This is a genomic window from Microvirga lupini (assembly GCF_014191055.1).
GTDB lineage: Bacteria > Pseudomonadota > Alphaproteobacteria > Rhizobiales > Beijerinckiaceae > Microvirga > Microvirga lupini_A.
Genome location: NZ_JACHWB010000004.1, coordinates 118696 through 139668, shown reverse-complemented (window position 1 = coordinate 139668; position 20973 = coordinate 118696). Strand labels below are relative to the sequence as shown.

The 20973-nt window shown below is 62.5% G+C and carries 12 protein-coding genes; 8 read left to right on the top strand and 4 right to left on the bottom strand.

The features are described from left to right. Position 1 precedes the first annotated feature (1 nt). Complete coding sequence (locus FHR70_RS16005) at positions 2-1300, bottom strand: sugar ABC transporter permease (protein ID WP_183451939.1); 1299 nt, start codon at positions 1298-1300, stop codon at positions 2-4. A 172-nt stretch (positions 1301-1472) separates the two neighbouring features. Continuing rightward, positions 1473-2519 carry a D-xylose ABC transporter substrate-binding protein gene (gene xylF / locus FHR70_RS16000; RefSeq protein WP_183451937.1) on the bottom strand — a complete coding sequence of 349 codons (1047 nt, stop codon included), beginning with the start codon at positions 2517-2519 and terminating at the stop codon, positions 1473-1475. Between the two features lie 223 nt (positions 2520-2742). Between xylF and FHR70_RS15995 the strand changes: the two genes are divergently transcribed. Next, positions 2743-3951, top strand: a complete 1209-nt coding sequence (locus tag FHR70_RS15995; RefSeq protein ID WP_183451935.1) for an ROK family protein — start codon at positions 2743-2745, stop codon at positions 3949-3951. 76 nt (positions 3952-4027) lie between these two features. On the opposite strand, the gene FHR70_RS15990 is transcribed toward FHR70_RS15995, so the two are convergent. Continuing rightward, positions 4028-7417: a cadherin domain-containing protein gene (locus tag FHR70_RS15990; RefSeq protein ID WP_183451933.1), complete on the bottom strand. Its 3390-nt coding sequence runs from the start codon at positions 7415-7417 to the stop codon at positions 4028-4030. A gap of 410 nt (positions 7418-7827) precedes the next feature. On the opposite strand from FHR70_RS15990, the gene polA reads away from it, so the two are divergent. The 6 genes from polA (at position 7828) to FHR70_RS15960 (ending at position 18521) form a co-directional block, all read left to right on the top strand. Then, positions 7828-10881: a DNA polymerase I gene (gene polA / locus FHR70_RS15985; RefSeq protein WP_183451931.1), complete on the top strand. Its 3054-nt coding sequence runs from the start codon at positions 7828-7830 to the stop codon at positions 10879-10881. A 3-nt stretch (positions 10882-10884) separates the two neighbouring features. Continuing rightward, positions 10885-11382, top strand: coding sequence for a GNAT family N-acetyltransferase (locus tag FHR70_RS15980; RefSeq protein WP_183451929.1), 498 nt, complete (start codon positions 10885-10887; stop codon positions 11380-11382). A 60-nt stretch (positions 11383-11442) separates the two neighbouring features. Continuing rightward, on the top strand, positions 11443-12153 hold the full coding sequence (locus tag FHR70_RS15975) for a glutathione S-transferase (RefSeq protein ID WP_183451927.1): 711 nt from the start codon (positions 11443-11445) through the stop codon (positions 12151-12153). A 166-nt stretch (positions 12154-12319) separates the two neighbouring features. Beyond that, positions 12320-13648 carry an adenylate/guanylate cyclase domain-containing protein gene (locus tag FHR70_RS15970; RefSeq protein WP_183451926.1) on the top strand — a complete coding sequence of 443 codons (1329 nt, stop codon included), beginning with the start codon at positions 12320-12322 and terminating at the stop codon, positions 13646-13648. Positions 13649-13733: 85 nt separating this feature from the next. Further along, on the top strand, positions 13734-14018 hold the full coding sequence (locus tag FHR70_RS15965; protein ID WP_183451924.1) for a hypothetical protein: 285 nt from the start codon (positions 13734-13736) through the stop codon (positions 14016-14018). A gap of 204 nt (positions 14019-14222) precedes the next feature. After that, positions 14223-18521 carry a Calx-beta domain-containing protein gene (locus FHR70_RS15960; protein WP_183451923.1) on the top strand — a complete coding sequence of 1433 codons (4299 nt, stop codon included), beginning with the start codon at positions 14223-14225 and terminating at the stop codon, positions 18519-18521. A gap of 70 nt (positions 18522-18591) precedes the next feature. Here the strand turns inward: FHR70_RS15960 and FHR70_RS15955 are convergent, their stop codons facing one another. Continuing rightward, positions 18592-19380: a class II glutamine amidotransferase gene (locus FHR70_RS15955; protein WP_183451920.1), complete on the bottom strand. Its 789-nt coding sequence runs from the start codon at positions 19378-19380 to the stop codon at positions 18592-18594. A 173-nt stretch (positions 19381-19553) separates the two neighbouring features. Between FHR70_RS15955 and FHR70_RS15950 the strand changes: the two genes are divergently transcribed. Then, positions 19554-20960 (top strand): sodium:proton antiporter, encoded by a 1407-nt coding sequence (locus tag FHR70_RS15950; RefSeq protein WP_183451918.1) that lies wholly within the window; start codon positions 19554-19556, stop codon positions 20958-20960. The last annotated feature ends 13 nt before the right edge of the window (positions 20961-20973 follow it).

Here is a 20973-nt window from a genome sequence, read left to right as displayed (position 1 = left end):
CTTACTTGATGCGGCGGCGATAGAGGCTGTCGACCCACACCGCCAGCACGAGCACCGCGCCGACGACGATATTCTGCAGCGGCGTGTCGACGCCGAGCAGCACCATGCCCGATTGCAGCGACTGCATGACAAGGGCGCCGAGCATCGCACCCGCGATGGTGCCGACACCACCGGCCAGCGACGTGCCGCCGATGACCGCCGAGGCGATGACGTAGAGCTCGTCGAGGGTGCCGGCCGCATTTGTCGCGGCGTTGAGACGCGCGGTCGAGATGCAGGCGGAGATGCCGCAGAGCAGGCCCATCAGGCCGAACACCTTCATGAGCGTCCAGCGGGTGTTGATGCCCGACAGTTCCGCCGCCTCCGGATTGCCGCCGATGGCGAAGACGTAACGGCCGAAGCGCCGGCGCGTGGCGATGAAGGTCATCACCAACCCGACCAGGATGGCGATCAGCACCGGCAGCGCGACGCCATGCGGGATGAACAACCCGCCTTCGGGCCAAGTGAGTCCGTTGGCCTCCGCCCAGCGGCGCGCGGTGCCGGCGGGCAGCGGATAGGCATTGGCGATGGTAGCCGCCGCAAGCACGATGCCGCAGGCCAACGCCGCGATCACCGCGTCGGCCCAGCCCGGACGAACGGGAAAGCCGAAGCGCAGGCGGCGGCGGCGCGAGAAGCCGAGCGCTATGATGATCAACCCGCAGGCGACGGCCGCGATGACCCAGGTGGTGGTGGCGCCGAGCGCCCCTTCCACGCCGCCGCCGAACGCCTTGAAGCGGGTGTCCATGGGCGCAACGGTCTGGCCGGTTGTGACCCACCAGGCCGCACCGCGCCACACCAGCAGCCCGCCCAGCGTGACGATGAACGAGGGTATGCCCAGGTAAGCGATGAGCCAGCCCTGGAAGAGACCGATGGATCCTCCGATCACCATGGCCAGCACCACCGCGAGCGGCGCCGTCAGCCAATGCTCGAGCCCGAGATAGGCCGGCAGCCACTGCACCTGGGCGACGCCGATGATCATGCCGGTCACGCCGAGGATTGCGCCCACCGACAGGTCTATATTGCGTGTGACGATCACGAGCACCATGCCGGTGGCCATGATCGCCACGGAGGCGGTCTGCACCGACAGGTTCCAGAGATTGCGCGGGGTGAGGAAAACACCGCCCGAGAGAAGATCGAACCCGATCCAGATGACGGCGAGCGCCGCCAGCATGCCGAGCATGCGGGCATCGATCTCGAGTTTCGACAGGAATGAGCCGGACGCTGCGCTCGGCGGCGGGGCGGTACTGGCAACGGGTGCGGTCATCGGAATAGCTCGTTTTGCAAAAGCGTCATTCCGGGGCCGCGCAGCGGAGCCCGGAATCCATAGCCTCTGACGTTGCAGAAAGAGGCGCAACGCTGAGTGCCTCCTCTTGATCGTCGTGTTTATGGATTCCGGGCTCGCGCCAGTAGCGCGCCCCGGAATGACAGTGCTGGAGTTAGTTACAGGCCTTCACCGTGCCGGCCTTCACGCCCTGGCAGACCACGTCCTTCGAGGCCCAGCCGGCATCGATGACAACGTTGAGGTTGTCCTTCGTGATCGCCACCGGGGTGAGGAAGAGGGCCGTCATGTTCTGCTTCTTCGGGCCGAGGTTCCAGGACTTCGCACCCTGGATCTCGGTGAGCTTCTTGCCGCCGGCGAGCTGCAGGGCGATCTCCGCCGCATTGCGGCCGAGTTCACGGGCATCCTTGAACACCGTCACGGTCTGGGTACCGAGCGCCACGCGGTTGAGCGCCGCCTTGTCGGCGTCCTGCCCCGAGACTGGCACGGAGCCGGCCAAGCCTTGCGCAGCGAGGGCCGCGATGGCGCCGCCGGCGGTGCCGTCATTGGCGGCGATCACGGCGTCGATCTTGTTGTTGTTCTTGGTGAGAAACTGCTCCATGTTCCGCTGCGCATTGGCCGGGAGCCAGCCATCCGTGTAGGCCTCGCCCACGTTCTTGATCTTGCCGGAATCGATCCCGGCCTTCAGCACTTCCATCGAGCCCTGGAACAGGAAGTTGGCGTTCGGATCCGAGCCCGAGCCCTTGATGAAGGCGTAGTTGCCCTCGGGCTTCACCTTCAGCACCTCGCGGGCCTGCAGACGGCCGACCTCGACGTTGTCGAAGGTGAGATAGAAGGCCTGCGGGATCTCGATGAGACGGTCATAGCCCACGACCGCGATGCCTTCGGCCACGGCCTTCTCGACGGCGGGGCGGACAGCGTCCGCATCCTGCGCCAGCACGATCAGTGCCTTGGCCCCGCGGGAAATGAGGCTCTCGATGTCGGTGAGCTGCTTGGCGGGCGACGACTGGGCATCGGCCGACACATAGGTGCCGCCAGCCTTCTCGACCGCGGCCTTGATGGCGGCCTCATCGGTCTTCCAGCGCTCTTCCTGGAAGTTCGACCAGCTGACGCCGACCACCGGGCCCTTGCCCTGAGCGAAGGCGGCGCCAGCGGACAGGGCCAGAGCGGCAAGCGAAATGAAAGCGTGTTTCTTCGAAAGCATCGGTGTTCCTCCTGGGCGGCGCTTCTCTGGAAACCGCCGCGCTCATGGCAGCTGTCGGCCCCACGGGACCGACGGACGTGGCTCAACCTGCCATGCGTTATTGTTCGAGCGCGGAAATAATTATACGAGGCTTCGCTGCCTTCAAGCGCCTTCCCACTAATATTTTTGTCTGATACCCGCAGCTCACAGTTTTGATTTATTCAAACTGTGAATAAAGTGCGCCATGACCCCGCTGCCCCTTTCTCCTCGTGAAACTGCCCGTCGGCGTCTGCTCGATGCTCTGCGCCGCGAAGGCCCCATGGCCAGGGTGGAGATCGGCCAGCATCTCGGCATGAGCCCGGCCAGCGTCTCCGAACTTGCCGCAGGCCTGCTCGACGAGGGTGTCCTGGTGGCGGAAGAAAGCCCGGACCAGAGCCCAGGCCTCCTCCGGGGCCGGCCCAAGACCCGCCTCTATTTCGCCGACACCCTGGGTTCCGTCGTCGGCGTCTGGACCGGCTTCAACCGCATCGAACTGCGGCTCGTGGACAGCGCCGGACGCACCCGGGCGAGCCGCCATGTGGAGCGGCCCCTGCGCAATCTCGGGGCCGAGGAGCTGATGGACGTGCTGGCCCGGACCGTCGCGACCTTCGCCGAGGAGAGCGGCGCACGGGACGTGAAGGCGGTGGGTCTTGCCTGCCAGGGCTATGTGGACACCCGCGACGGCATCGTGGCCTGGAGCCCGGTGCTCGGCACCCGCGACCTGCCGCTGGCCTCGGGCCTCGGCCAGCGCCTCGGCAAACCCGTGCTCATGGAGAACGACGCCAGCGCCATGGCCTTCGCCATCGCGCAGCGCAACGCCGATCTGCGCTCGGGCCGCACCGCCTGCCTGATGGTGGGCGATGGCGTGGGCCTCGGCTTTCTCATCCAGGGCGAACTGTACCGCGGGGCGCGTTTCGGCGGCTCCGAGTTCGGCCATGTTCGCCTGCGCCGCAGCGGGCCGCAATGCCGCTGCGGCGGGCGCGGCTGCATCGAGGCCTATCTCGCCGATTACGCCCTGCACCGGGACGCGCAGCTCATCGATCACCGCCCCGCTCCGACCCTGCTGCTGCCGGGCGAGGAAGCCATGGGAGCCATCGTGGATCAGGCGAGAGCGGGCAACCCCGCCCTGCTCAACCTGTTCCACGCGGCCGGCGAGGTTTTGGGCGATGCGGTCGGCATCCTGATCCAGACGCTGGAGCCCGACCACATCGTGCTCTGCGGCCCGGGCACCCGGGCCATGGACCTGCTGCGCCCCTCCTTCGAGGCCGCGCTCGAATCCCAGACCATTCCGGAACTGCGCGCACTTGCCACCATCCACGTGGTGGAATCCTCCATGGATCTGCTGACGGAAGGCGTGGTGATGCAGGCCCTGCGCGAGCTCGACCTCGACCTCGCGCGATTGAAGGCGGCTTAGGGATTTCACGCAAGGAAAAGTGCCGCCACGGCTTTCGCCGGGCGGCACCTTCCGGTTCAAGCTTCTGCTTGTTCGATCAGATCACGTAGAAGTCGTGCCAGTACAGCTTGGTCTTGTTGCTGATGGTGGCGATCTTCACCTGGGCCGCGCCGCCGGTGCCGTCCTTGTCGTAGTACAAGGCACCGGTCTTCTTATCGTAGACGATCCGGTCCTCCCGATCCTGCGCCTTCTTGCCCTCGGTGAACATGTCCGACTTGAACTTCTTCGGCTTCGACAGCGAGCCCGAGCCGAGCTTGGTGAAGTATTTATTGTCGAGCCAGATGCTGTCGTCCGAAGACCTGAAGTCGTAGATCCGATCAACATTGCTGCTCTTGTTGAGACGGGTGTCGAAGACGAACACATCCTTGCCCGAGCCGCCGTAGAGCTTGTCATTGCCAGTCCCGCCGAAGATCCGGTCGTTGCCGGCCTCGCCATAGAGCGTGTCGTTGCCGGTGCTACCGTAGAGCGTGTCGTTGCCGGATTCGCCGCGCAACAGATCCGCCCGCGACGAACCCCGGATCGTGAACGGTGTCGTCTCGCCCGTGTAGTTGGTCACGGTGACGTTGACGTTGATGCTCGTCATGCCGCCGTATCCATCGCTCGCCACGATGGTCAGCGCGTGCACTGGCTTCGTCTCGAAGTCGAGCGGCCCGGTTGCCATAAGAACGTTGCCCTCGATGATGAAAGCGCTGCTCGAGCCAGGAGCCAGACTATAGCGGATTGCATCACCGTCGGCATCGGTCGCGGCCAGCCGGCCCACCTCCGCTCGAAACGGTGCGTTCTCGGCGATAATGGCGTTCGACAGCGACAGCCCCGTTGGTGCAACGTTGATGACCTGCTTCACGCCGCCGGCAAACTCAAGCAGGCGGACATTCGTCAGCGTATCGGTGTCGGTGCCGTTCTTATGGGCAACCGTGACGGTATTGCCGGCACGGGTGATCGTGTAATCCGCAAGAGCACCGGAGAACACGCCCGTGTTCATGCCATCGCCGCCCACCAGCGTGTCATTGCCGGCTCCGCCGATCAGCGTGTCGTTGCCGCCATCACCCCCAAGGTAGTCATCGCCCCCAAGACCGGAGATACGGTCTGCACCTTCCTTGCCGGAGATCTCATCACGAACATCGAGACCAGAGATCACGTCGCCGAAATTCGAGCCGTGGAAAGCATAGAGTCCCTCATAGGTGTCGCCTTTTGCGTCGCCCGTGCTCTCGCTTGTGTTCGCGAGATTGATGGTCAGGCCCTCTTTCGACGTGATGTAGCTGGCGATATCGTAACCACCGAGGCCGCTGAGGTGATCCGCCCCACCGCCGCCGATCAGAATGTTCAGCTCGTCCTCAACGTCGCTGCCGATGAGCGTGTCGTTGAAGCGGGACCCGATCAGCCCTTGGATGTTAACGTAAGTGTCGCCAGAAGCTTGACCCGTCCCAGCCCCGCCGGAAAGATCAGCCCTGACGCCGTTACCGTGTGTCTCGTATGTCGCATAGTTGAAGCCGGCTCCACCATCGAGGGTGTCACCGCCTTCGCCGCCATCCAGAGTGTCGTCCCCCTCCTCGCCATAGAGCTTATCATTGCCGACGCGTCCTAGGAGGATGTCGTCTCCTTTACCTCCATAGAAAATATCATTCTTAGCGTCGCTGTAGGCAGACATCACGTCGTTGAAAGCAGTGCCGACATAGATTTCGAGCGTACCATAATCGAAGCGATCGCCCGCGGCGTCGCCCTGGTTCTTGCTCCAATCGGCGAGATAGAGAGCAATGCTAGCTCTGGCATTCTCATAGCTGACGGTGTCGGTGCCCTCGCCTCCGAAGTAGCCATCGTCTCCTCCACCGCCGATCAGGATATCGTCGCCGTTACTTCCGAGGAGGTCGTCATTCCCCGTGCCTCCGATCAGCGTGTCAGTACCGCCTCCGCCATTGAGAGCTGTGCCGATAGTGGCGTAGCCGATCAGCCTGTCATCGAAATTCGATCCTTCAAGGGCATGGATGTTGATGTACTCGTCACCAATGGCCTCGCCGGTGTTATCGGCTTTGTTATTGAGGTTGACGGTCACGCCCGTTGAGGCGCCGATCACCGCAGCAGTGCTGTAGGAGGCCCAATTGTAGCCAGCGCCGCCTTCGAGACGATCCGCTCCGGCGCCGCCATTGAGGAAGTCATCTCCGGCTCCGCCATAGAGAGTATCATTGCCGCCTTTGCCGTTCAGGAAATCCACTTGATCAACGATGTTCGTGCCATAATAGATATCGGCACTTTCCGTACCATTGACCGTCACGCCGACGATGCGCGGATCGACGATCTTGGAAACGATAGCGCTCTGCGGCCGTGTCGGATCCTGCCATGTCGCAACGAGGCGACCGTCCGCCATTTCGCTGATCGTGGGGAAAATCTGGTCGTCTTTGGCACTGAGGACAAAGGGAGCCGATACGGATCCATTGGCCTCCACGATCTTCAGCATGACGAAGCCGTACTCATCTTCGCCGCCGTTATCCGCCTTCGAGCCTGTGTATGTCACGGCGACGCGACCGCCACGCAGCGCGGTGACATTCAGAATATCTTCACTACCATAAGCCCACGTCGTAATCTCGGTGGATGCACCCTGAGCAACCCCATTCGCATTATATTTGGTCGAGCTGATCGTTTCCCAGTTCCCCGTCGGTTGCGACACAGTTCTGTAGCTAACGACCGTGAATTCTCCGGTGGGAATTCCATTGGCATCAAGGAGGGCAACGACCTCTCCGCTTATGCCCCCACTCGCGGCATTCACCTTTCCGCCGTCGAAAACGGGACTGCCGCTGGATGTATCGATGATACGGAAACTGATCCCAGTGCCTTCCCGATATGAAACGACGTACCTGTCCGTTCCAATGCGCGCCACCTCTGGCTGCACGCCAGCATCAACGGTCAAACTTCCATTCGTCACCTTCTGACCGTTCGCATCGTGCATCGCGAAGACAAGGTTATTGCCTTGCTTAGTAACGCTGACGAAGCCGCCATTGGCCCGCGTGGCCAAGGCTGCGTTGTCTGTCTGCTCTGCCGTGCCATTATCTGAGACAATATGGATGCCGCCCGGCGTAAACTCGCCAGCCACGTTCGGCTTGAACACGCGTGCCTTTACGTCGAAACTCGTGACGCCACCAGGAAGGGGATCGCTTTCCGTCCAGGTTACGACGAAGCTCCCGTCGCTTCCGGCAGATTGGATGTTCAAGTAGCTTTGGCTGGCCGTGGAGCCTGCATCGATGGAGAAGACACTACCCTTCCGGTTGCCGGCTCCGTCGTGAATCTGGAGCTTGATGGTGTTGCCCTCACGCCAGCCGACGACATAACCGCCATTTGCGAGAGACGCTACGTTCGCCCTATTTACGGACGTTTGCCCGGCATCCAGCTGACCGTCACGAACCCAATATTCCGCTTTCCAAACGTCGATAGCCATCAGTCTCTCCCAAACCTGCCAATGTCATGCCCCCGCAACGGAATCACGGACTGCTTATGCGATGTTGTAATATCAGGAGGCAGACTTAATGCAAGGTTATTGCATGTAAAGGGGTCTCGGGTGCGTTGGCGCACACGGCAAAGCTTGGAAGCCGCCGCGGAGAGCCGGGATCCGTTACGTCACTGGAAAATAGTCTTCAGTTTCAAATACTTTGCTGGAAAAGGTCTCTTCTCTAGCGACCTCTCGAAATCTGTCACTTTTGAAAGAGCGCCGCTTGGCCTCAGCGGCACCATCACCCGGACCGGGCATGCCAGCCTATGGAGACGCTCGACCCGGAGAGGCCATAGCCATCCGCCCCCGGACCCGCTATCTCTTCCCCTGTAGAGCAGCCCCAAAGCCCCCGAGACCCGATGCCCTCCTCCCGTCCTGTCCAAGCCGGCGATCACGTGTTTCTCGTCGACGGCTCGTCTTTCATCTTCCGGGCCTATTTCCAGTCCATGAACCAGGACCAGAAGTACAATTCCCGGTCCTCGGACGGGATGCCCACGGGGGCCGTGCGGCTGTTCGTGTCCAAGCTCCTGCAGTTCATGCGCGACGGGGCGGCGGGGCTGAAGCCCACGCATCTGGCCATCGTGCTCGACAAATCCGAGGGCTCGTTCCGCAAGGAGCTTTATGAGGATTACAAGGGCCACCGGCCGGACGCGCCGGACGACCTGAAGGTCCAGATGCCGATCATGCGCGAGGCGATCCGCGCCTTCGGGCTCGAGCCCGTGGAGTTGCAGCGCTATGAGGCCGATGATCTGATCGCCACCTATACCCAGCAGGCGAAGGCGCGCGGAGCCGACGTGCTCATCATCTCGTCCGACAAGGACCTGATGCAGCTCGTAGGCCCTAAGGTGTGCTTCTATGATTTCGAATCAGGCTCCAAGGGCAAGCCGGGCTACCGGCCCGAGCGCAATCTCGACGAGGCCGCCGTCATCGAGAAATGGGAGGGCATCCCGCCGGAAAAGATCGGCGACGTGCTGGCCCTGATGGGCGACACCTCGGACAACGTGCCGGGCGTGCCCGGCATCGGGCTGAAGACCGCAGCCCAGCTCATCAAGGAATACGGCGATCTCGAAACGCTGCTTGAGCGCGCCAGCGAGATCAAGCAGCCCAAGCGCCGCGAGACGCTGATCGCCAACATGGAGGCGGCGCGCCTGTCGAAGAAGCTGGTGACGCTGGATTGCGAGGCGCCAGTGCCGGTGCCGCTCGACGATCTGCGCGTGCCGAACCCCGACCCGAAGACGCTCGTCGGCTTCCTCAAGGCCATGGAGTTCAACACCCTCACGCGCCGCGTCGCGGAGCTCTACGAGGCCGATCCGTCCGCTATCCCGCCCGACCCGCGCCTCATGCCGGGCGGCGAGGCGATCCGCTGGACCGGCAACGGCACCGGCATCACGGCCCCCACCGACGATGCGGTGCCGTTCTTCGGCAAAGGGGACCCGGCCTCGGGCGAGGTCGATCCCTTCGCAGGCCTCGACCTGCCGGAGACCGCAACCCTGCGCAAGCCCGTCGAGGGCCTCGGCACGCCGTCGCAGCTCGCCGGCAAGCGCGCGACGGAAGCCTCTTCGGTTCCCATCGACGTGACGTCCTACGAGACCGTCACGAGCTTGGAGCGGCTACAGGAATGGGTGGCACTTGCCCGCGAGCAGGGCCACGTGGCGGTCGATACGGAGACGAGCGATCTCGATGCCAACCGCGCCGATCTCGTCGGCTTCTCGCTGGCCCTGGCGCCGGGCAAAGCCTGCTATGTGCCGCTGCAGCACCGGGACGAATCCGATCTCTTCGGCGGCGGTCTCGTGAAGGGGCAGATCCCCGTCACGGATGCGCTCGACGCGATCCGTCCGATACTGGAGGATTCATCCGTCCTCAAGATCGGCCAGAACATGAAATACGACTGGATCGTGTTCAAGCGCCATGGCATCGAGGTGCAGCCCTACGACGACACGATGCTGATCTCCTATGTGCTCGATGCCGGCAAGGGCTCGCACGGCATGGACGAGCTCTCGCGCCGGCATCTCGGCCACTCGCCAATCACCTTCTCGGATGTGGCCGGCACGGGCCGGAACAAGGTGACCTTCGACAAGGTGGAGATCGGCAAGGCTACGGCTTATGCTGCCGAGGATGCGGATGTGACGCTGCGGCTCTGGCACGTGCTGAAACCCCGTCTCGTCGCCGAGCGCCGCGCCACCGTCTACGAGACGCTGGAACGCCCGATGGTGGATGTGCTCGCACGCATGGAGATGCGCGGCATCATGGTCGACCGGCAGATCCTCAGCCGCCTCTCCGGCGACTTCTCGCAGACACTGGCGCGCCTGGAAGACGAGATCCATGAGATGGCGGGTGAAAAATTCTCGCTCGGCTCCCCGAAGCAGATCGGCGACATCCTGTTCGGCCGCATGGGCCTGCCCGGCGCGAAGAAGACACCCTCCGGCCAATGGGCGACGCCGGCAACCCTCCTCGACGAGCTGGCGCAGGCCGGCCACGAGCTGCCGGCAAAAATCCTCGAATGGCGCCAGCTCTCCAAGCTGAAATCCACCTATACCGATACGCTCCAGGAGCACATGAACCCTGAGACCAAGCGGGTGCACACCTCGTTCTCGCTGGCCTCCACCACCACGGGGCGCCTGTCGTCGTCCGATCCCAACCTGCAGAACATCCCGATCCGCACGGAAGCGGGCCGCAAGATCCGCAAGGCCTTCGTGGCGCAGGAAGGTCATAAGATCATCTCGGCCGATTACAGCCAGATCGAGCTCCGGCTGCTCGCCCACATCGCCGACATTCCTCAATTGCAGGAGGCGTTCGCCAATGGCGTCGACATTCACGCGGCGACCGCGTCCGCCATGTTCGGCGTGCCGCTCGACCAGATGACGGGCGATCTGCGCCGTCAGGCCAAGACCATCAATTTCGGCATCATCTACGGCATCTCGGCCTTCGGCCTGGCTGTCCGTCTCGGCATCGGCAATGCGGAAGCCTCCGCGTTCATCAAGCAGTATTTCGAGCGGTTCCCCGGCATCCGCACCTATATCGACGAGACGAAGAAGTTCGTGCGCGAGAAGACCTATGTGACCACGCTGTTCGGGCGCATCTGCCACTACCCGCAGATCCGGTCGGGGAATCCGTCGGAGCGCGCGGGCGTGGAGCGTCAGGCGATCAACGCGCCGATCCAGGGCACCGCCGCCGACATCATCCGCCGCGCCATGGTGCGCATGGAGGACGCGCTCAAAGCCGAGCGCCTCTCCGCCCAGATGCTGCTGCAGGTACACGACGAACTGGTGTTCGAGGTGCCGGACGACGAGGTCGAAGCCACCCTGCCGGTGATCTCCCGCGTCATGACGGAAGCGCCCTTCCCGGCTGTGTCGCTGAAAGTCCCACTCGCTGTGGAAGCGCGCGCCGCGCAGAACTGGGACGAGGCGCACTAAAGCATGTACGAGAGCGTCTCACACGGCCTGACGGTGCGACCTGCCATCGTTCAAGATGCGGAGACGATCTTCACATTCGTGTCCGGCCTGATCGACGATCATCTGCCCGGCCAAGCACCCTGGACGTCTGCAGCACGGATCGAGGCTGATGGCTTTGGCCCGGATCCTCTCTTCGAAGCGCTTATCGCAGAGCGAGATGCCAAGCCTGTCGGTTTCGTCTCGTTCTTCCGCGGCTATGCCGGCTGGCGCGGCAAACCCATGGGCATCGTGCATGCGCTTTATGTCGTGCCGGAAGAGCGGCGTACAGGAGCGGCACGAGTCCTCATGGCGACCGTTGCGAAGATCGCCATGGAGCGAGGTTGGGTGCGTGTCGAACTCTTCGTCGAGGACGAGCGGCCTGCCATCCGCTTCTACGAGGCGATCGGCATGCACGATCTTCATCACCGGCACATGCGGCTCGATGGCGAGGCACTGGCCCAGTTGGCAGCCTCTGTCCTTTGACTTCCCAGTCGGGTGCTCCACCCTTCTCGCAAGTGTCGCCGACAAGACCGGGAGCACCCCATGGCCTACGAACTCTACTATTGGCCCACCATCCAAGGACGCGGCGAGTTCGTGCGGCTCGCGCTCGAGGAGGCTGGGGCCGAGTACATCGACGTGGCAAGGGAGTCCGAGGGCATCGCCGTCATGATGCGCATGATGGAGCATGTGGACCACCCGCCCTTCGCGCCACCCTTTCTCAAGCACGGTGAGACGATCATCGGCCAGACGGCGGCGATCCTGCTCTATCTCGGCGCCCGACACGGCCTCGCCCCGAAGGATCCGGCGGGAGGCCTGTGGACGCACCAGATTCAGCTCACCATCGGCGACTTCGTGGCGGAGGCCCACGACACCCACCATCCTTTGGGCATCGGCCTGTATTACGAAGACCAGAAACAGGAAGCGTTCCGCCGCGCGCAGGAGTTCCGGGACGACCGCGTTCCGAAATTTCTCGACTGGTTCGAAACCATCCTTGGCCGCAATCCCTCAGGTGACAGCTATCTCGTCGGCCGATCGCTCACCTATGTCGACCTGTCGCTCTTTCAGGTTGTCGAGGGCCTGTCATACGCCTTCCCCAAAGCCACGCGACGCGCCCTGAAGAAGGCGCCCCGTGTCGCCGCTCTGCATGATGCCGTAGCGGAAAGGTCGCGGATCAAATCCTACCTCGCGAGCCCACGCCGTACTCCTTTCAACGAGGAAGGCATATTTCGGCGCTATCCCGAGCTGGACGGCTGAGCCGCAAGCCGAAAATCACAGAAACAAGATTTTTGGGGAAGCCTCTTTCCTTCCTCTTCGGCAATCGCTATATTGTAACATGTAAACAACAGGGCCTCATCTTGCCGGGATGTGAGGTGGCATCGCAACTTCTCTCTGAAGCCTTCAAGCGCCGCGAGGTCTGCTCATGAGGCGGAAGGTAGCTGCCATCCTGGCTGCGGACATCGTGGGTTTCTCCCGGCTTATCGCGGAGGATGAGGACGGAACGCTGCGGCAGCTCGCAGCCTACCGCAACGTTCTGGACGATTTCGTAGCCCATCATGGCGGGCGCGTCTTCAACACGGCCGGCGACTCGATCATGTGCGAGTTCGACAGCGCCGTTGAGGCCACGCGTGCGGCCATCGACATTCAGGACTACATCCGGGCGCAGAACCTCGCCTGCGCCCAGGACAGGCGGGTGCAGTTCCGCATCGGCATCTCGGTGGGCGAGGTGGTCGAGCGCCAGAGCGATCTTTTGGGAATGGCCGTCAACATCGCGGCCCGGCTGGAGACGCTGGCCGCGCCGGGAGGCGTCTGCCTGTCGCGCGCCGTGCATGAGGCTGTCTCTGGTCAGATCGCCGTTCCCTTCATCGATATCGGCGAGCGGCAGGTGAAGAACATCCCCTTCCCGGTCCATGCCTTCACGATCGGCAGTCCGGAGGCCAGCCTGCCGACCCGGCCGCGGCGTTTCTCCTTGCGGACCCTCGTGATGTCCCCCTTGCCGGTGGCAGGCATCTGCCTGGTCGCTCTCATCGCTGCTGGAGGGCTTGTCTCTCGTGACGAGCCTTCAAGACCGATGGAGCAGCTGACGGAAGAGGCCAGCGTTCTGTCTCCGGCCCCACCAAGAACTCAGACGCCCCTACTGCCCGCCGATCCGGTCGAGGCGTTCTCGGGACACGCGCAGCGTGGAGGACAGATCGACGATCCGCATTCTGCGCCGGGACTCTATCACAACGCCCTGCTCTTCGAGGCGAAAGGCGAGTCCATCGCGGCCCACCGGGCCTATTACGCCCTGGCCCGAATGGGCCTGGAGTTCGTCGACCCGCATCTGCGCTACGCAGCGCTGGTACGGGCCCACGAGGGACGTTTCATCGCGCGGCAGGTCTATGCCGAGCTGAACGAGGATGTTCCGACCCGCGCCACGGCCCTCGTCCATGCCCTGCAGTTCGACGGCGGGGAGCGGAAGACGAGGCTCCATGCCCTGATCGAGAAGCACCCCGATTATGCACCCGCCTATTTCCTCCTGGCCGAGGAGCATTCCGAGGATCGGGTCGGTAGCCTGCAGACCGCGCAAGACAGGCGGATCGAGCATGCGGCCCTGGCCGACTTTCTCAAGGCGCATGAGGAGGGCCGCCTGACCCCGTTCTTTCTCAACCAATCCGTCGCGGCGAACTGGATCGAGAGGGCCTATAAGCGCCATGCGAGGCTGACATTGTCGAGCGAGAGCGTCTCGGCCATGCCCGCCTTCGATCCATAGCCCGGCGGGTTGCCAACGATCGATTAAGACCTGGCCGCTAGGATCGCCCTCCGCAACGAACCGTCAATTCTGTGAGGAGCCGGCCATGAGTGATGAAGCAGGCAGCGTTGCCGTCCGTCTCTGGCGCGACCGTGCGCAGCTGCGCGAGGAGGAGCGCAACGACGCGCAGGCCCGCCTCCGCATCGCTCAGGAGAAGGTAGCGATCCTCATGGCGGAGAACGAGCGGCTCGAGGCAGAGAATGCGCGCCTGCGGGCCCTTCAGGCCCCGGACGAAAGCGTCGCCCAGGCCGAGACGGACTTGCAGATGGAAGCTTTGAGAGGCGCGCTCCTGCCCCTCATTGCCCAACCCATGGGACGGCTGAACGCCTGAAATCTCTCATATCGCCCGATCCTCACCGTTCTGCATCCAGCTGAGCGGAAAGCCGACCTTTGCCGGCTCTCCAAACAAAGCATGCTTGGCATTTCATATACCTGTCATGCCTGGGCGTTAGCACTGGCCCTCCTAGATAATACATCGTTTCGCATAACAGCATTTCAAATGCTGCTTTGTGCTGACGTAACGTGAGGGACCATCATGGCGAATGTCTGGATCAACGAGTTCCACTATGACAATGTCGGTACGGATTCGGGAGAGTTCATCGAGATTGCGGGTCTCGCTGGCACGAATCTCACAGGTTGGAAGATCATTGCCTTCAATGGGAACGGCAATGCGCCATATGCTTCATTAGATCTGACTGGCACCATCAGCGATGCGACCGGCACTGGCCACGGATTCTTCAGCTTCACCGCATCGCAGTTTACTCCTGTAACAGGTAGCAGCACCGTCAGCTTCCAGAACGGAGGCAGTGCGAGCACGCCAGAGCCGGATGGTTTCGCTCTCGTGGATCAGGATGGGAAAATCGTCGAGTTCATCAGCTATGAAGGCGCTGCCGGTCAGGTCATGGCGGTTATTTATAACGAGGTTGCCTATACCAGCACGAGAATTGATGTGATCGAAGACGGCACCGGGGCAGTCGGTGGATCAATCCAGAGAGCTGGAACGGGCAGAACTTCGAGCGACTTCAACACCTGGACAGTAGCGTCGACTAATACGTCCAACAGCCTCAATGCAGGTCAGACGTTCATCGCTCCTCTCCCGACCCTCTCCATCGCTGCGACAAGCGCCGACAAGGCTGAAGGCAGTGATGGGACGACCGAGTTCACGTTTACGGTTACGCGCTCATCGACCACGGGCTCACCAACCGCTACCTGGACGTTGGTTCCAGGCCAGGCGACCCTTGACGATTTCGACGGTCCCCTCACCGGCACGGTCACTTTCGCCGAGAATGAGACAACGGCGACGATCACGATTCGTGTGAAAGCGGACACGGATTTCGAAACGGACGAGACCTTCTCGGTCACCCTGTCAGATCCGAACGGCGCGACCATCGCCACCGGCACGGCGGAAGGTCAGATCGACAACGACGACACGACCACGGACGAGATCCTTTCCATCGCCGCCACCAACGCCGTCCAGGCAGAGGGCAATGGCCCGGGCTCCACCATCTACACCTTCACCGTCACCCGCCAGAATGGCGCCGGGACGACCGATGTCGCTTGGTCCATCGAGGGTCTTGGCCAAAACGGCCTGACTCCCGACGACTTCGGCGCGACCACAGGCACAGTGACCTTCGCTAACGGCCAGACCGAGGCCGTGATCCAGATTCAGGTTACTGGCGATGTGCGGTTTGAGGCCGACGAGCTGTTTGGAGTCCGCATCAGCACCGACAAGACCGGAGTGCAGATCCAGAATGCCACTGCGAACGGCACCATCGAGAACGACGATCTCCCTCAGAGCTTCTCCATCGCCGCAACGGACACCGTCAAGACCGAAGGCGATACGGGCGAGACGGTGTTCACCTTCACCGTGACCCGCACCAACTCGATAGGGGAAGCGGCCTCGATCGATTACGATCTCACGGGGCTTGGCGGCAGCGGCGGCGCGACGAGCGACGACTTCGTGGACCCGATTGAGGGCACGGTTACGTTCGCCGCGGGAGAGACCACCAAGACGATCGAGATCCGGGTCAAGGGCGATACGCTCAAGGAGCGCAACGAGAGCTTCTCGGTGACCTTGTCCAACCCGAGCAGCGGCAGCGTTCTCGGTACGGCAGTCGCCAATGGGCGCATCATCGCCGATGATTTTGACCGGATCTACCAGATCCAGACTCAGAACGCCCAGGGCGAGTCCCTGCTGAAAGGCCAGACCGTCACCACCACGGGTATCATCACCGGAATCCAGATGACCGGCACCACCCGCGGCTTCTTCATCCAGGATGCCCAGGGGGATGGCAACGCTGGAACTTCAGACGGCATCTTCGTCTATATGGGGCAGAACTGGACCCCCAATGTCGAGGTCGGCGATGAGGTTGTGGTCAGTGGAAAGGTGGACGAGTATTTCGGGCTGACGCAGATTACCCAGGTCAGCAGTTCGAGTCCTGTGTCGGTTTCTGTCATCGACAAGGACAATGCCCTCCCGGAGGCGATTCTCATCGGACCGAACGGGATCAAGCCGCCCACAGGTTCCGTCGCGGATGCCATCAAGTTCTATGAAGCCCTGGAAGGGATGCGCGTCACCGTTGAGCCAACTCGCGTTGTCGGTGCGACGAACAACTTCGGCGAAATCTACACGGTCATCGAAGGCGCCTATGACCCGGCGAGCCTCAACGGCCGTGGCGGCTTATCTGCGACCTCATCGGACTTCAATCCGGAGCGCATCCAGTTCGACAACATCCGCGACTCCCTCAACATGCCGATGGTTGATGTCGGCGCGAGGCTTGCCGCCATCACCGGCATCATGTCCTATGGCTTCGACAACTATGAGGTGCTGATCGGCGAGACTCCTACGGTAACGGCACAATCGACGCTTCAGGCGGAAACAACCGGGGTCACGGCTTGGAACGAGTTCTTCCTATCGTTCGGCAACTACAATGTCGAGAACCTCGACATCAACGACAATGACGGCGATGCCGACGTGGACGGTGGCCAGTTCGCCAAGCTCGCGGCCCAGATCGTCAAGAACATGGGCTCCCCGCATGTTCTGGCTTTGCAGGAGCTTCAGGACGACAGCGGCACCACCAACAACGGTGTCGTCGACGCGAAGAAGACCCTGCAGAAGCTCGTTGACGAAATCGTCAAGGCAGGAGGCCCGCGCTACTCATTCGCCTACCTCAATCCGGAGGACGGAAAGGACGGCGGAGCGCCTGGAGGCAATATTCGCCAAGCCTTCCTCTACAATGCCGAGGCAGGGGTCAGCTTGGTTCAAGGCTCTCTCAGGCGAATTGAAGATAAGGACGGCAATGATGCTTTCGAGAATAGCCGCAAGCCTCTTGTCGCCACCTTCAGGTTCAATGAGGAAGAGTATACCTTCATCAATAACCACCTGAACTCGAAGGGCGAGGACGACGGCATCTTCGGCCCCACTCAGCCGCCTGTGCTCTACACGGAGGCACAGCGCATTGAACAGACGAAAATTCTTAATGCTGAGGTCGATCGCCTTTTAGGGATCAACGCGAATGCGAACATCGTCGTTCTCGGGGACCTCAACGACTTCGCGTGGAGCAACCCGCTCAAGACTCTCGATGGGACGGCTGACGGAAATCAGGTTCTCTGGAACATGGCGGAAGAGTTCATCGCTGATCCGCGCGACCGTACCGATTATATCTATGAGGGCAACTCCCAGTCGCTCGATCACATCTATGTCTCAGCTTCCATGCGGAACCGCATGGAAGCTTTGGACATCCTGCGCATCAACTCCGAGTTCGACGTGGAGCAGCGGGCGAGCGACCACGATGCCCTGGTCGCCCGCTCGACCTTCCAGATCACGCGTGCTGCCGCTGGCAATTCCGCAGTTTTCGGCACCGATGGCAGCAATGCGCTGCTCGGGAGCGGCGGCAACAATGTCATGAATGGCGGTGCCGGTCGCGATTATCTGCAAGGCGACGCCGGCAATGACGTTCTCATAGGCGGGCTCGGGGCGGACGGCCTCTTCGGCGGACAGGGGATCGACTGGGCTTCCTATGATGGAGCGATCACGGGCGTGCGGGCAAGCCTTGCAGCACCGGGCGGCAACACCGGAGAGGCGGCAGGAGACACCTATAATTCCATCGAGAACCTGCTGGGTTCGCGCGTTGCGGATGCGCTTACCGGCAATGCTGGAGCGAACGTCATCGATGGCGGCCTTGGGGCAGATGCCATGGACGGCGGCGCAGGCGACGACATCTTCTATGTCGACGATGCTGGCGATGGCGTGATCGGAGGCAGCGGCAACGACACCGTGGTAACCTCGATCAGCTTCACTCTAAGCGGAGATGTTGAGAACCTCATCGCCAACGGCACGGCAGCCCTGGCGCTGACGGGCAACAGCCTCGCCAACACGATCACAGGTAGTGGAGGAGCCAACAAGGCATTTGGCGGACTCGGCAACGACATGATCGAGACGTCCTCTGGGAACGACCAACTGTACGGCGGCCTGGGCAATGACCTTCTGTATGGCGGTTCGGGCAGGGACATATTCGTATTCGACACAAGGCTGAACAAGAGCACGAATGTCGATAGGATCTATGACTTCCGCCGTCAGGACGACAGCTTCTACCTGGACAACGCGGTGTTCACCAAGCTGGGATCCGGCTCCCTGTCGAAGCCGAAAAAGTTCAAGAGCGACATGTTCGTGACCGGCACCAAGGCGCAGGATCGCGAGGACCGGATCGTCTATGACAAGAAGACCGGCTCGCTCTACTACGATCAGGACGGAACGGGCTCGAAGGCGCAGGTGAAGATCGCCACGATCGTCAACAAGACCACCCTCACGTTCGACGACTTCTTCGTGATCTGAGCGGCTGACGCCAAGCCCAGCCACACCGAAAGGCCCCGATCCGTCGGGGCCTTTTATCTTGAACGTAAACTCAGGCCGCCAGGCGGCCCATGGCCTCGTTCAGGCATTCGACCGTGACGCCATCACCCTTGGCCACGAGGCTGCAGCCCTTGGGCACCTCGCGCCAGCCCCGGGTCTTGTCGTCGATGGGCTCGGAGACGATCAGCAGGTTCCCCTTGTCCTCGCGGAAATAGAGAGTCGGCGGCTTGGCATCGCAGGCCCAGCGATACGCCCAGAGGTTCTCGCCGTCCGTGAAGGCCGCGGTGAAGCGCAGGGCCTCCTGTATGCCGGCTTCATCCATCAGGCCGCGCACCAGCTTCAGCGTCCGGGCCATGGCCTTCACCGGCTCCTCGGCCAGGCCACGGGCAAGGGCCGTGAGGAAGATCGCCTCCGAGTCCGTGGTGCCGAGGCGCCGGTCGTAGAGTTCGTCCGGGATCAGGGCTTCGAGGCGGCGCTTGATGCGCCCGTAGCCGCCGATCTGGCCGTTATGCATGAACAGGTAGCGGCCATGGGTGAAGGGGTGGCAGTTCGCCCGCGTGGTCGAGGTGCCGGTCGAGGCGCGCACATGGGCGAAGAAGAGCTTCGAGCGCACTTGTTCGCACAGGCTGCGCAGGTTCTCGTCGGACCAAGCCGGGCGGACCTCCCGGTAGACGCCGGGCTCCGGGCGCTCCCCGTACCAGCCGATGCCGAATCCGTCCCCGTTCGTGCCGGTCTTGGCCTCGACCGCGTGCAGCGACTGGTGCACCAGCGAGTGGGCCGGGGCACAAACGAGTTCGTCGAGGAAGATCGGTTCTCCCCGATACGCGAGAAAGCGGCACATCGGTTTCAGCACCCCCGGCACAGCAAGGCTTTGTAACGATGTTGTACTATCTTTGACTTATGGTGAATAGCCGGTTAACGGCCACGCCGTTGCAGGCGCGAATCCGTTCCCCTAAAAGCTGTTCTTAAATCTTGAAGAACGAGCCGGTCGCCGGCTGCTGGGGACCTTAAAACATGCTTCGCCCTCTGAGCCTGACGCTCGCCGCCGCCCTGACCCTCCTGCCGCAGGCAGCCTTTGCGGCCGAGTTCGATGGGGCGAGCCTCGGCTTCGTCTGGGCCCTGCCCTTTGTGGGCATCCTGCTGTCCATCGCCCTCTTCCCGCTGCTGGCGCCGCATTTCTGGGAGCATCACCAGGGCAAGATCGCAGGCCTCTGGGGCCTGCTGGTGCTGGTCCCCATGGCGCTTGCCTTCGGGCCAATGACGGCGGTCCATGCGTTGGCCCACACGGCCTTGCTCGAATACATCCCGTTCATCCTGCTCCTGCTCGCCCTGTTCACGGTGGCAGGCGGGATTCTCGTGCGCGGCAACATTCACGGCGCACCGGGCACCAACACGATCCTTCTCGGCATCGGCACGGTGCTGGCGAGCTTCATCGGCACCACCGGCGCCTCCATGGTGATGATCCGGCCGGTGATGCGCGCCAATGACGACCGCCAGCACAACGTGCATGTGATCGTGTTCTTCATCTTCCTGGTGTCGAATATCGGCGGCTCGCTCACGCCGCTCGGCGACCCGCCGCTCTTCCTCGGCTTCCTGCGCGGCGTCGACTTCTTCTGGACCACCACCCACCTGTTCCCGGAAACCCTGTTCGCCAGCGCCCTCCTGCTCGCCCTGTTCTTCGTCATCGATCTGGTGATCTACCGCCGGGAAGGCCGCATGCGCCCCGATCCGACACCGGACAACCCGGTGCGCGTCATCGGCGGCTTCAACTTCCTGCTGATCTTCATCATCATCGCGGCCATCCTCATGAGCGCTACCACGGATCTTGGGCGCATGACGGTGCTCGGCACGGAGATCGAGCTGGCGAATGCGTTGCGCGATCTCATCATGATCGCCGTGACGATCATTTCGCTGAAAGTGACACCCAAGGCCAACCGCGCCGAGAACGGCTTCTCCTGGGGGCCGATCAAGGAGGTGGCGAAGCTCTTTGCCGGCATCTTCATCGCGATCATCCCCGTGCTCGCCATGCTCAAGGCCGGCGCCAACGGTGCCTTCGCACCGCTGGTTGCCCTCGTGTCCAACCCCGACGGCAGCGCCAACAACGCAGCTTATTTCTGGCTGACCGGCGGCCTCTCGTCGTTCCTCGACAACGCGCCGACTTATCTCGTCTTCTTCGAACTTGCCGGCGGCAACCCGCAGCAGCTGATGACAGCCGGCGCCATGACGCTGGCGGCCATCTCGGCCGGCGCGGTGTTCATGGGCGCCAACTCCTATATCGGCAACGCGCCCAACTTCATGGTCTATGCCATTGCCCGCGAGGGCGGCGTGAAGATGCCGAGCTTCTTCGGCTATCTGCTCTGGTCGGGCGCGATCCTGATCCCGACCTTCCTGCTGATCACGCTGCTGTTCTTCAGGGGGTGAAGCGCACCACTGT